9 protein-coding genes are annotated in these 13442 nt (G+C 41.5%); 1 reads left to right on the plus strand and 8 read right to left on the minus strand.

The genetic code is table 11. The features are described from left to right. Window positions 1-13: 13 nt before the first annotated feature. The 8 genes from sucC to sdhC form a co-directional block, all read right to left on the minus strand. The gene (gene sucC, locus AC4CU0_RS10935) at window positions 14-1180 is read right to left on the minus strand and encodes an ADP-forming succinate--CoA ligase subunit beta (RefSeq protein WP_078192988.1); all 1167 of its coding nucleotides are present in this window, start codon (window positions 1178-1180) and stop codon (window positions 14-16) included. A 180-nt stretch (window positions 1181-1360) separates the two neighbouring features. Next, the gene (gene lpdA, locus AC4CU0_RS10940; protein ID WP_168379217.1) at window positions 1361-2791 is read right to left on the minus strand and encodes a dihydrolipoyl dehydrogenase; all 1431 of its coding nucleotides are present in this window, start codon (window positions 2789-2791) and stop codon (window positions 1361-1363) included. Window positions 2792-2852: 61 nt separating this feature from the next. Further along, window positions 2853-4070, minus strand: a complete 1218-nt coding sequence (odhB, locus tag AC4CU0_RS10945) for a 2-oxoglutarate dehydrogenase complex dihydrolipoyllysine-residue succinyltransferase (RefSeq protein WP_111884404.1) — start codon at window positions 4068-4070, stop codon at window positions 2853-2855. 16 nt (window positions 4071-4086) lie between these two features. Further along, on the minus strand, window positions 4087-6909 hold the full coding sequence (locus AC4CU0_RS10950) for a 2-oxoglutarate dehydrogenase E1 component (RefSeq protein WP_111884450.1): 2823 nt from the start codon (window positions 6907-6909) through the stop codon (window positions 4087-4089). A 794-nt stretch (window positions 6910-7703) separates the two neighbouring features. After that, window positions 7704-8411, minus strand: a complete 708-nt coding sequence (locus AC4CU0_RS10955; protein ID WP_078189905.1) for a succinate dehydrogenase iron-sulfur subunit — start codon at window positions 8409-8411, stop codon at window positions 7704-7706. A gap of 14 nt (window positions 8412-8425) precedes the next feature. Beyond that, window positions 8426-10324: a succinate dehydrogenase flavoprotein subunit gene (gene sdhA / locus AC4CU0_RS10960; RefSeq protein WP_490743137.1), complete on the minus strand. Its 1899-nt coding sequence runs from the start codon at window positions 10322-10324 to the stop codon at window positions 8426-8428. Window positions 10325-10336: 12 nt separating this feature from the next. After that, on the minus strand, window positions 10337-10702 hold the full coding sequence (sdhD, locus tag AC4CU0_RS10965) for a succinate dehydrogenase, hydrophobic membrane anchor protein (protein ID WP_078189907.1): 366 nt from the start codon (window positions 10700-10702) through the stop codon (window positions 10337-10339). After that, entirely contained in the window at window positions 10702-11100 is a 399-nt protein-coding gene (gene sdhC / locus AC4CU0_RS10970) for a succinate dehydrogenase, cytochrome b556 subunit (RefSeq protein ID WP_078192993.1), read from the minus strand. The genes sdhD and sdhC overlap by 1 nt, the downstream gene beginning before the upstream one ends. A 1027-nt stretch (window positions 11101-12127) precedes the next feature. Between sdhC and gltA the strand changes: the two genes are divergently transcribed. Further along, window positions 12128-13405 (plus strand): citrate synthase, encoded by a 1278-nt coding sequence (gene gltA / locus AC4CU0_RS10975; protein ID WP_078189909.1) that lies wholly within the window; start codon window positions 12128-12130, stop codon window positions 13403-13405. Window positions 13406-13442 lie beyond the last annotated feature (37 nt).

The raw sequence follows: 13442 nt of genomic DNA on the forward strand, positions 1-13442 counted from the left end.
GATCTCTACTCCCTTAGCCTTTTACCGCAGCAACAATTTTTTCTGCAGCATCAGCCAAGCCATTTGCAGAAATCAATTTCAAACCTGATTCATCAAGTAATTTTGCACCCAACTCTGCATTGTTCCCTTCTAGACGAACAACCACAGGTACAGTCACATTTACTTCTTGAACCGCTGCAATAATTGCTTCAGCAATCATGTCACAACGTACAATTCCGCCAAAAATATTAATTAATACACCCTGCACAGAACTATCCGCCAAAATGATTTTAAAGGCTTCAATTACGCGTTCTTTGGTCGCGCCACCGCCTACATCTAGGAAGTTTGCAGGTTGACCACCATATAGCTTGATGATGTCCATGGTTGCCATCGCTAGACCAGCACCATTCACCATACAGCCAATATTGCCTTCTAAGGCAACATAGTTCAGATCAAATTCTGATGCTTTCAGCTCACGCTCATTTTCTTGCGTTTTATCGCGTAGTGCTGCGATTTCTGGTAAGCGATATAAAGCATTTGAGTCGATACCAATTTTTGCATCCACACATAAAATCTCGCCATTTTCACGTACGGATAACGGGTTAATTTCAAATAAAGCAAAATCATTTTCAATGAATGCTTGATAAGCCGCAGACATGATTTTGACAAATTGATTCACTTGACCATCTTTTAGGTTTAAAGCAAACGCCACTTCACGTGCTTGGAATGGTAACAATCCCACTAGAGGATCTACTTCAACTTTAATAATTTTTTCAGGCGTTTCTTCTGCAACTTTCTCAATTTCAACACCGCCTTCAGTCGATGCCATAAAGGTCACACGACGGCTAGAACGGTCAACTACAGCACCTAGGTACAATTCACGCTCTACTGGATAAACATCTTCAGATACCAAAATACCGCTGACGGGTTGACCTAATGCATCTGTTTGATAAGTGACTAAGCGTGAGCCGACCATTTGGTTCACATAATCAGTGGCTTCTTGTGCAGATTTTACGACTTTAACGCCGCCTGCTTTACCACGACCACCTGCATGCACTTGGGCTTTGAGTACCGCAAACTTACCACCCAGTTGCTCAAAAGCTTTGACTGCTTCTTCTGCGGTAGTTACAAATACGCCTTCTTGGACTGGCATACCATATTTTTTTAATAACGCTTTAGCTTGATATTCGTGTAGATTCATTGAACAACCTTTTACTCTTTTTTCGCTTTGTTATGACCCATTAAAGCCCAGACATCCGTCAAAGCAGCTTTAACCTTTTTAAATCTTAAAATATTTCTTATCTTTATTTTTAGATGATTATTCAAATTAAAACAACCATCTGAAACAAAAAAGAGCGGCCTAAGCCGCTCTTTTTACATCTTATTTACGTTTACGCTGAATCGCGTGAATTGCACGCCCATCGACTGCAAGTGCAGCTTCGTGAACGACTTCAGAGAATGTCGGGTGACCGAAAGTCATTAACTGTAGGTCTTCAACACTTGATACGAACTCAAGTGCGATCATGCCTTGGTGTACGATGTCAGACGCAGCAGGTCCAATCACGTGCATACCGAGTAGACGATCTGTCTTCGCATCAGCAACAAACTTAACAAAGCCTGCGTTTTCACCAGCAGCCATTGCACGACCATTTGCAGCGAAACCAAATTGACCTGTTTTAACTTCGTGGCCTTTTTCTTTCGCTTGCTCTTCTGTTAAACCAACCCACGCCGCTTCTGGGTGTGTGTAAATTACAGAGATGATAGTGTCATAGTTCACTTGAGCTGCATGACCGTGGATACGCTCAACAGCCATTACGCCTTCTTCCATTGCTTTATGTGCAAGCATTGGACCACGTACCAAGTCACCAATTGCGTATACACCTTCAACTGAAGTTGCACACCAATCGTTTACTTCAACTAGACCGCGCTCAGTGAGTTTAATGCCTGAATCTTCAGCCAATAAACCTTCTGCATATGCTTTACGGCCCACACAAACGATCAATTTATCGAAAGTTTGAGTTTTATCTTCGCCGCCTTGAGTGTACTTAACAGTAACTTCACGGCCATTGACTTCTGTACCAGCAACTTTAGCGCCAACACGGATATCAAGGCCTTGTTTAGTCAATACTTTTTGGTAGTCTTTTGCCAAAGCTTTATCAGCCATTGGCAAGAATGCATCCATTGCTTCAAATACAACAACTTCAGAACCAAGACGACGCCATACTGAACCAAGTTCAAGACCAATTACACCCGCGCCGATTACGCCAAGACGTTTAGGCACTTCTGGGAACTCAAGCGCACCAGTAGAGTCAACAATAATGTCTTGGTCTACAGGAGCAACTGGAATATTGACTGGCACAGAACCCGATGCAAGGATTACATATTTAGGTTCTAAAATTTGAGTTTCACCTTCGTGAGATACAAACTCAACTTTCTTACCTGCAAGTAATTTACCTGTACCTTTTAACCATTCGATACCGTTGCCTTTAAGTAGGCCATCGATACCCATTGTTAACTGGTTAACAATTTTGTCTTTACGATCAAGCAATTTTGCAAGATCAAATTTCACTTCACCTGTTGTAATACCGTGGTCATCTAAGTGATGAACGGTATCTTCATAACGGTGAGATGAATCAAGTAATGCTTTAGATGGGATACAACCCACGTTTAAGCAAGTACCACCTAAAGATGGTTTACCTTTATGAATACGTTTTTCAATACAAGCTACTTTAAAGCCTAATTGAGCAGCGCGGATAGCAGCTTCATAACCACCAGGACCGCCACCAATAACAACTAAATCAAATTGAGACATGTGTATCTCCAAAAATGGGCTTAAGAGGATCGCTCTAAGCCCATTGCATTATTCTGAAGTATTAAAGATCAAGGATTAGCTTAGCTGGTTCTTCTAACAATTCTTTGATTGTTACAAGGAAGCCTACTGCTTCTTTACCATCGATTAGACGGTGGTCATAAGAAAGCGCTAAGTACATCATTGGCAAGATTTCAACTTGACCATTTACAGCCATAGGACGTTCTTGGATTTTATGCATACCCAAAATCGCAGTTTGTGGCGTATTTAAGATAGGTGTAGAAAGCAAAGAACCGAAAGTACCACCATTAGTAATAGTGAATGTACCGCCAGTCATATCTTCGATACCCAATTTACCATCACGCGCTTTACCAGCGTATGCACGGATACCATTTTCAACTTCAGCATAGTTCATGCGGTCAGTATCACGAAGAACTGGAACTACTAGACCACGGTCGCTTGATACAGCAACACCGATGTCGTAGAAACCGTGGTAAACGATGTCATTGCCATCAATTGAAGCGTTTACAGCTGGGTAGCGTTTAAGTGCTTCAGTTGCTGCTTTAACGAAGAATGACATGAAGCCAAGACGTGCACCATGACGCTTTTCAAAAGCATCTTTGTATTGCGCACGCATTTCCATGATTGGTTTCATGTTTACTTCGTTGAACGTAGTCAACATTGCAGTTTCTTGAGTTGCAGCAAGTAGACGTTCAGCAACACGCTTACGAAGACGAGTCATAGGAACACGTTTTTCGATACGTTCACCAACAGCAACGCTTAATGGCGCAGCAGCAGGAGCAGCTGGTTTAGCTTGATGGTTTGCAACATCTTCTTTAGTGATGCGACCGCCACGGCCAGTGCCAGCAACGTCAGCAGCAGCAATGCCAGACTCAGTCAATGCTTTACGCACTGCAGGAGCTTGATCAGCAACAGGTTGAGCACGTTCAACAACAGGAGCAGCGCCCGCTTGAGTTTGCGCAGCAGCTTGTTCTACTTTCTCTTCTGATTGAACAGCTTGAGTTTGAGCAGCGCCAGAAGCAGCACCTTCTTCAAAAGTCGCAATCACTTCAGCAGAAAGAACTGTATCGCCTTCGTTTTTAACGATTGCAGAAATCGTACCGTCAGCAGGAGCTACAACTTCTAAAACAACTTTATCTGTTTCAATATCACAAATCACTTCGTCACGTGATACTGCTTCACCTGGTTGTTTGTGCCAAGTTGCAACTGTACCGTCAGCAACTGACTCTGGGAATACCGGTGCTTTAATTTCGGTTGCCATTATTAAGAATCTCCTGTTATTCAGCTACGATAGCTAAAGCATCATTTACGAGCTGAGCTTGTTGTTTTGCGTGCAAATATGGTGAACCACAAGCCGGTGCAGCAGAAGCTTCACGACCTGCATAACTAATACGAACTTGTTTGCCCGCTTTCATCACGTCGTCATACAGACGCGGAGCGATGAATAACCATGCACCTTGGTTCTTCGGTTCTTCTTGAGCCCAAACCAATTCTTTAACGTTTGGATATTGTGCAAGAACTTCAGCAAGACGTGCTTCTGGGTACGGATACAATTGTTCAATACGAACGATTGCTGTGTTGTTCAATTCTTTTTCACGACGTTTTTCAAGTAAGTCGTAGTAAACCTTACCACCACAAAGCACTAAACGAGTTACGTCTGACTTGTTGATGTTGTCGATTTCGTCGATCACAGTTTGGAATGAACCATTTGCAAGTTCTTCTAATGTAGAGGTTGCAAGTTTGTGACGAAGAAGAGACTTCGGTGAAGTCACGATCATTGGTTTACGGATTGGACGAAGTGCTTGACGACGCATCGCATGGTAAATCTGCGCTGGTGTAGTCGGTGTGATCACTTGCATGTTTTCTTCAGCACATAGCTGTAAGAAACGCTCTAAACGAGCTGATGAATGCTCAGGACCTTGACCTTCAAAGCCATGTGGAAGAAGCATAGTCAGACCGCATACACGTTCCCACTTAGTTTCGCCAGACGCGATAAACTGATCGATTACAACCTGTGCACAGTTTGCGAAGTCACCAAATTGCGCTTCCCAAATGACAAGGCTCTTCGGAAGAGTCGTTGCATAACCGTATTCGAATGCAAGAACCGCCATTTCTGACAATAATGAGTCATAAATAGCTGTACGTGGTTGGTTTTCTTTCAAGTTACATAATGGAATGTAAGTTGAACCATCTACTTGGTTATGAAGTTTTGCATGACGGTGTGAGAATGTACCACGACCTACGTCTTCACCTGTTAAACGAACAAGGAAACCTTCATCTAGAAGAGACGCGTAAGCTAATGTTTCAGCAGCACCCCAGTTCAATGGCATTTCACCAGTCTGCATTTTCAGACGGTCATCAATCACTTTAGCAACCTGACGTTGCATCACGAAGCCTTCTGGAAGCTCGCGCATTTTCGCACCAAGCTCTTTTAGACGTTCGATTGGGAAAGTGGTATCCCATTTGTCTGTGTATTCGTGGCCTAGGTAAGGTTTCCAGTCCACAAACATTTTTGTATTTGGCTCAAGTACCAACGCATTTGCAACGTGTTTACCTGCTTCAAGGTCAGAACGATACTGTTCAACCATTGCATCAGCAGAAGCACGATCAAGAACACCTTCTTGTACAAGCTTGTCAGCATAAAGCGTACGTGTAGTCGCTTTTTTATTGATGATTTGATACATCATTGGCTGAGTTGCAGCTGGCTCGTCGGCTTCGTTATGACCACGACGACGGTAGCAGAACATATCGATTACAACGTCTTTACGGAATGTATGACGGAAATCGTGTGCCAATTGAGAAACAAATAATACAGATTCAGGATCATCACCGTTCACATGGAAGATCGGTGCTTGGATCATTTTCGCGATGTCAGTACAGTATTCTGTAGAACGCGCATCACGTGGGTCAGACGTTGTGAAACCAACTTGGTTGTTCACGACGATATGAACTGTACCACCCACGGTATAACCGCGAGTTTGTGACATTTGGAAAGTTTCTTGGTTTACACCTTGACCTGCAAATGCAGCATCACCGTGAACGATGATTGGTAATACATCATCACCACCAATATCTTTACGACGTACTTGACGTGCGCGTACAGAACCTTCTACTACAGGTCCAACGATTTCTAAGTGTGATGGGTTAAACGCTAATGCCAAGTGAACTTCGCCACCCGGAGTCATTACGTTTGAAGAGAAACCTTGGTGGTATTTAACGTCACCAGAGCCTTTTTTATGCAGAGATTTACCTTCGAACTCACCAAATAGATCAGCTGGGTTTTTACCCATGATGTTTACAAGAAGGTTTAAACGGCCACGGTGAGGCATACCGATAACCACTTCTTTACAGCCTACTGAACCTGCGCGTTGAATAAGTTCATTCACCATAGGAATGAAAGATTCACCACCCTCAACACCGAAACGTTTCGCACCAACGAATTTGTTACCAAGATATTTTTCTAGGCCTTCAGCTGCAGTTAGACGTTCAAGGATGTGTTTTTTCTGGTCTGCAGTGTAGCCAAATTGACCACGAGTACCTTCAAGGCGTTGTTGAATCCAACGTTTTTCTTTTGTATCAACAATGTGCATGTATTCAACACCAATTGAAGCAGTATAAGTTGCTTCCATTGCTTGAACCATTTCACCAAGTGTTGCTTCAGACTTACCGATTGCAAGGTTACCTGTATTAAACACAGTATCTAAGTCAGACTGCGTTAGACCATGCGCAGCAAGATCTAGATCAGGCACGATTTCACGTTTTGCAAGACCAAGTGGATCTAATTTTGCGTTTTGATGACCACGGTTACGGTATGCAGCGATCAACTGTAATACACCGATTTGACGGCGTTCATGCTCAGAACTTACTGCACTTTGCACTACTGGCTGAACACGGCTTGAATTACGGCCTAATAATAGGAATTGCTCACGTACATTGCTGTGTGGTTGATCACCTTTCGGGAATTTATCGAAGTATTCACGCCAATCAGCCTCTACTGAGTCTGGAGCCGTTAGATACTGCTCATAAAGTTCTTCAATATACGCTGCACTGTCAGCGCTAAGTTCAGTGTCAAGACGCAGTGCGTCAGCAACTTCTTGCATTTGTGGACCCATTTCCTATTGCAAAACATTTCAGGATGCTTTTTAAGCGAACCCATGATTAGTAATGTCAAATTGGTAATATGACATTAGTCCCCATTAGGCTTAAGCCTTGAGGCGTTATCACTACATTAGGATTACCCAATGTGATTAATGAACAATAACGCCCTCAGCGGCATCATTACTCATTGAGAAATACCCGACATAAATCGGGCAATTTTTGCAAATCATCTTAGAAAAAATAATTTTTTCGCAATTATCTTTTCTAAAACGACTTTATTAACATTTATATACCTTCTACAGCGCTTAAATTGTAGAAAAAATGTACCCAATTCAAAGTCATTTTTTACATATAGTGATACCTTAAATGCTAACACGTTCGAGCATTTCAATTGATTTTTTTGACACATACCTCTCATAAATTAGCGAAATACACTGTTTGTATTTTCATCTATGATATGGTGCTACATATAAAATGATCTTTCAATTAAGACAAAAGTCTACGTTCGATTTTTACCTCATCTCATATACAAAAACAAAAGAGAGCTGACATTCCTATCCTCTCTCTTTTTACTACGTTACATAATAACATCTTCTAATCCTTTTGACAGACTTGAACGAGCGTTTCATCAATAAATAACCATTTATCTATCACTTTATACTTTTAATTCACTACGTTTCTATGAAATCCATTTATAGCACTCTGCAATGACAGCGAATAACTTTCACTATCATCATTTTTATATATGACAAAAAAAGCGCACCCAATGGTGCGCTTCTTTTTACTGCTAAATCTATTAACCAAGATCTAAAAGCATATTACGGATGTGACCGATTGCTTTAGTTGGGTTAAGACCCTTAGGACATACAGATACACAGTTCATGATACCTTTACAACGGAACAATGAGAATGGGTCGTCAAGACGAGCCAAACGCTCTTGAGTTGCTGTATCACGAGAGTCAATGATGAAGCGATATGCGTTCAACAATGCTGAAGGACCCAAGAACTTGTCTGGGTTCCACCAGAATGATGGACATGAAGTTGAACAACATGCACAAAGAATACATTCGTACAAACCATCTAAATGTTCACGCTCTTCAGGAGACTGCAAACGCTCTTTAGGAGGCGCAGGCTGATTGTTGATTAGGAACGGATGGATTTTATTGTACTGATCGTAGAACTGATTCATATCTACAACCAAATCTTTAATTACTGGAAGACCTGGAAGTGGACGAATTGTGATCACTTCTGGTAAGTCGTTTAGGTTCCAAAGACACGCCAAACCATTTTTACCATTAATGTTTACACCATCAGAACCACAAATACCTTCACGACATGAACGACGGAATGTTAATGATTCGTCTTGAACTTTTAATGCTAGAAGTGCATCAAGCAACATACGATGCTTATCAGTCAACTCTAGTTTAAAAGTTTGCATGTACGGAGCTGCATCCTTATCAGGATCGTAGCGGTAGATATTAAATGTACGAGTACCTCTACTCATCTTACTTCTCCCAATTAGAATGTACGTGGTTTAGGCGGAATAGCATCTACAGATAAAGGCTTGTAACGTACTGGTTTGTACTCAAGACGGTTATCTACAGAGAACCATAAAGTGTGTTTCATCCACTCATCATCACGACGACCGTATGGGTAGTCAGCATGATCAGGTGGTAATTCAAAATCTACCACTGTATGCGCACCACGACATTCTTTACGTGCAGCCGCAGAAATCAGTGTCGCTTTCGCAACTTCATACAGGTTTTCAACTTCTAGAGCTTCAACACGCGCTGTGTTAAATACTTTAGATTTGTCTTTCAAGTGAATGTTACGTACACGTGGTTCGAGCGCAAGAATCTGTTTCACACCCTCTTCAAGAAGTGCAGATGTACGGAATACACCAGCGTGATCTTGAACGATGTCACGGATTGCATCTGCAACTTCTTGAGCATTTTCACCAGAAGTTGATTCATCAAGATGACGAACACGATTCAAAGTTTTTTCAAGAACAGTTGTAGGAAGCGGTGCATATTCATCACCGTGGTGTTTAGTTACATAGTCAACAATATGTTCACCAGCAGCTTTACCAAATACAACCAAGTCAAGCAATGAGTTTGTACCTAGACGGTTAGCACCGTGTACAGATACACATGAACATTCACCAATTGCATAGAAACCTTTCACTGGTTTAGTGAAATCACGGTCACCCGCATTGTGTGAGTACACACCAGTTTCTTTGTTGTAGTTCGCAACCAAAGCTTCAGTTTCACGAGATACAGGAACAACCACTTGACCATGAATATTTGTAGGAATACCACCCATTTGGTAATGGATTGTAGGTACTACAGGAATTGGCTCTTTAGTGATGTCAACGTTCGCGAATTTCTTACCAATCTCAAATACAGATGGAAGACGTTTCATGATTGTTTCAGCACCAAGATGCGTCATATCAAGCAAGATGTAGTCTTTCTTAGGACCACAGCCACGACCTTCTTTAATTTCTTGGTCCATAGAACGTGATACAAAGTCACGAGGTGCCAAGTCTTTCAGTGTCGGAGCATAACGCTCCATGAAAGGCTCACCAGCATCGTTACGAAGGATCGCACCTTCACCACGACAACCTTCTGTCAACAATACGCCTGCGCCCGCAACACCTGTTGGGTGGAATTGCCAGAATTCCATATCTTGTAATGGAATACCTGCACGAGCTGCCATACCAAGACCGTCACCAGTATTGATATAAGCGTTAGTAGATGCACGGTAAACACGACCAGCACCACCAGTAGCGAACAATGTTGCTTTACCTTGGAATACTGCAATTTTACCTGTTTCTTGGTCAATTGCTGTCACACCAAGCACATCACCCTCTTCATTACGGATCAAATCAAGTGCGATCCATTCAACGAAGAATTGAGTACCCATTTTCACGTTGCTTTGATAAAGCGTATGAAGAAGAGCATGACCTGTACGGTCGGCAGCAGCACATGCACGTGGAACTGGTTTTTCACCATAGTTCGCAGCATGACCACCAAACGGACGTTGGTAAATTGTACCGTCAGCATTACGGTCGAATGGCATACCTAGGTGTTCAAGCTCATATACAACTTGAGGCGCTTCACGAGTCATGAACTCAATTGCGTCTTGGTCACCTAACCAGTCAGAACCTTTAACTGTGTCGTAGAAGTGGTAGTGCCAGTTATCTTCTTGCATGTTACCAAGAGATGCACCAATACCACCCTGCGCTGCAACAGTGTGTGAACGAGTTGGGAATACTTTAGTCAGTACAGCAACTTTCAAACCAGCTTGAGCAAGTTGGTAAGAAGCACGCATACCTGAACCACCACCACCAACGATGACTGCATCGAAAGTTTGGTGTGGAATATTTGTGTAATCTTCTTTAGGGGTTATAGCGCCCATGATATCTTCCTATCAATTTGCCCAAAAAATCTGGATCGCCCAGATCGCGTATGCAAATACTGCAACAATCACTGCAGAAGTCAGCACTAAACGCAGACCGTTTGCTGAAGGACCCATTTGACGAGTAGTCACATAGTCAGTGAATACTTGCCACATACCAATCCAAGCATGCGCAACAAGAGATAAGACAGACAATAAAGATAAAATCTTCATTGGTGTTGTCATCATAAAGCCATACCATTGCTCAAAAGTGAATCCGCTATTGCAAAGGATCCAGCCCAGTACAACAATAGTATAAACAGCCAATACAACGGCACTTACACGTTGGATAAACCAATCGCGTGAACCTGATCCTGTTAAACCTGTAGCACTTTTCATTAGAGAACAATCCATACAAATGCTGCAACAATACCGATTGCAGACAAGATCAATGAAATAGTAGCTGCGATACGACCACTTTGAAGTTCTTCAGCAACGCCAAGATCTGCAAATAGATGCTTGATACCACCAATAAGGTGATAAATTAAGCCGGCTACAAATACCCATACGACAAAACGCACAATAAAGCTATCAAACACAGCTTGAACTTGCGCAAAACCTTCAGGTGAAGATAGAGATTTGTCTAAAATCCAAAGAAGGACCGGTACGAGTAAAAATACGATAACACCTGATAGACGGTGTAAAATTGATGCAATAGCCACAGGGGATTTTAAGTTTACGTCTAAAACTTGACCCATGGACAAATTGACAGGTCTGTTGCTTTTCACAGCGGGCATCCTGTAAGTAAAAACTCCATCCGGAGTTTGTTGGAATTAATTCGTAGGAAAGCTAGCATAGTCAGACATTACAATATAATAAACTCTGCAGCTGTCTGATCTTATAAACGACAGGGAATTATAAAACGTGAACTTTCAAAACACAAACGAAGACAATTAGGAATTTTGCAAAATATCCTCAAATAAGAATCATTAACAATAACTTTTCTAAAAACAAATACCTTATTTATCTAAAAAAATCAGACTATCTTGTTGGTTTTAATCAGTTAAATGTAAATTTCATTTATTGTTTTTGTGTGTATATGGTGATTTAAACTTTTAGACTAAAGATGAACAAATCTAAATCTTTCTTTTCCCACTACATTTTAAAATCTTCCAGCACATTCGCCAAGCCTTAATCATAAAAATAAATGTGCATCATTTTCTCAAATGATAAAACTCAAAGATCATGAAACGAAATAAGTACTTAGTCTGTGCATAAAAATCTCAGCAACAGCAAATCCGTTCAATAAAACACCATTATTTCCCATTCCAATGACAAAAATGATCATTTATTAGGCTGTTTAAGGCGTTTAATTAACTATTTTTTAACCAAACGAACTTTTTTTTAAGGGCGATTAAGTCGTTTTAATTATGAATAAGAAAACAGCAATTTAGAGCCACAGATGTGTGTAAGTTACGAAAATTATAATAATTTAATGAAATAGCGGTCTTGTAATTCATATTTGTTTCAGAGTTTTTAAGAATTAAAAATTGCTTACAATTAAGGCAATAGGCTTTTTTTAATCTGCACCTCCCCTGCAATTTGACTTATTATACTGCGTCGGCACTGTGATTTTACTCATTTTTTAAGCGGATGAATTGTGCTTCATTTCAATGAATGATCCTCAATTTATATCCATAAGTATAATTGACAAAATTTCAGTTCCCTCTAATCTTAGAGCAAATTTTTGATCCGTCTGATTCTCGCATTAAAAGATTAGTACTGAGTCAGATAAAACATTCACCAGGACAGGAGATCTATTGAATGTCTGAAGCAACTGGCAAAAAAGCCGTTTTACAGCTTGATGGCAAAGAAATTGACTTACCAATTTACAGTGGCACTCTAGGCCCAGATGTAATTGACGTTAAAGATGTGTTGGCCGCAGGTCACTTTACTTTTGATCCTGGTTTTGTCTCAACGGCTGCTTGTGAATCTAAAATCACTTTCATTGACGGCGGTAAAGGTGTTCTTCTACACCGTGGCTACCCAATCGACCAGCTTGCTACTAAAGCAGACTACTTAGAAACTTGCTACCTTCTTTTGAACGGCGAGCTTCCTACTGCTGAACAAAAACAAGAATTCGATGCTAAAGTTCGTAACCACACTATGGTTCACGATCAAGTTGGCCGTTTCTTCAATGGTTTCCGTCGTGACGCTCACCCTATGGCGATCATGTGTGGTGTTGTTGGTGCGCTTTCTGCGTTCTATCACAACGGTTTCGATGTTGAAAACATTGACCACCGCGAAATCACTGCTATTCGCTTAATCGCTAAAGTTCCTACTTTAGCTGCTTGGACTTACAAATACACAGTAGGCCAACCATTCGTTTACCCACGTAACGACTTAAGCTACGCAGAAAACTTCTTGTACATGATGTTTGCTACTCCTGCAGACCGTGATTACAAAGTTGACCCTATTCTTGCTAAAGCAATGGACCGTATCTTCACGCTTCATGCTGACCATGAACAAAACGCGTCTACTTCTACAGTACGTCTTGCTGGTTCTACTGGCGCTAACCCATACGCATGTATCGCTGCAGGTATCGCGGCTCTATGGGGACCTGCTCACGGCGGCGCGAACGAAGCTGTTCTTAAGATGCTTGATGAAATCGGCACTGTAGAAAACGTTGCTCCGTTCATGGAAAAAGTGAAAACTAAAGAAGTTAAACTTATGGGCTTCGGTCACCGAGTTTACAAAAACTTCGATCCACGTGCGAAAGTAATGAAAGAGACTTGTGACGAAGTGTTAACTGCACTTGGTATCAACGATCCACAACTTGCTTTGGCTATGGAACTTGAACGTATTGCGCTTTCTGACGAATACTTCATCAAACGTAACCTATACCCTAACGTAGACTTCTACTCAGGTATCATCCTTAAAGCGATTGGTATCCCAACAGAAATGTTTACTGTAATCTTCGCTCTTGCACGTACTGTTGGTTGGATCAGCCACTGGTTAGAAATGCACAGCGCACCTTACAAAATCGGTCGTCCTCGTCAGCTTTACACTGGCGAAACTCAACGCGATATCCAAGGTCGTTAATTCGGAAGAATTGTGTGAATCTAAAAACCGTCCCTTT

The organism is Acinetobacter sp. LipI_15 (assembly GCF_058242865.1).

Bases quoted from the DNA above. Each gene is read 5' to 3' on its own strand.
- AC4CU0_RS10955 (WP_078189905.1), bottom strand. From the start codon at position 8,411: ATGAGTAGAGGTACTCGTACATTTAATATCTACCGCTACGATCCTGAT.
- sdhC (WP_078192993.1), bottom strand. From the start codon at position 11,100: ATGCCCGCTGTGAAAAGCAACAGACCTGTCAATTTGTCCATGGGTCAA.
- sdhD (WP_078189907.1), bottom strand. From the start codon at position 10,702: ATGAAAAGTGCTACAGGTTTAACAGGATCAGGTTCACGCGATTGGTTT.
- gltA (WP_078189909.1), top strand. From the start codon at position 12,128: ATGTCTGAAGCAACTGGCAAAAAAGCCGTTTTACAGCTTGATGGCAAA.
- sucC (WP_078192988.1), bottom strand. From the start codon at position 1,180: ATGAATCTACACGAATATCAAGCTAAAGCGTTATTAAAAAAATATGGT.
- odhB (WP_111884404.1), bottom strand. From the start codon at position 4,070: ATGGCAACCGAAATTAAAGCACCGGTATTCCCAGAGTCAGTTGCTGAC.
- sdhA (WP_490743137.1), bottom strand. From the start codon at position 10,324: ATGGGCGCTATAACCCCTAAAGAAGATTACACAAATATTCCACACCAA.
- lpdA (WP_168379217.1), bottom strand. From the start codon at position 2,791: ATGTCTCAATTTGATTTAGTTGTTATTGGTGGCGGTCCTGGTGGTTAT.
- AC4CU0_RS10950 (WP_111884450.1), bottom strand. From the start codon at position 6,909: ATGCAAGAAGTTGCTGACGCACTGCGTCTTGACACTGAACTTAGCGCT.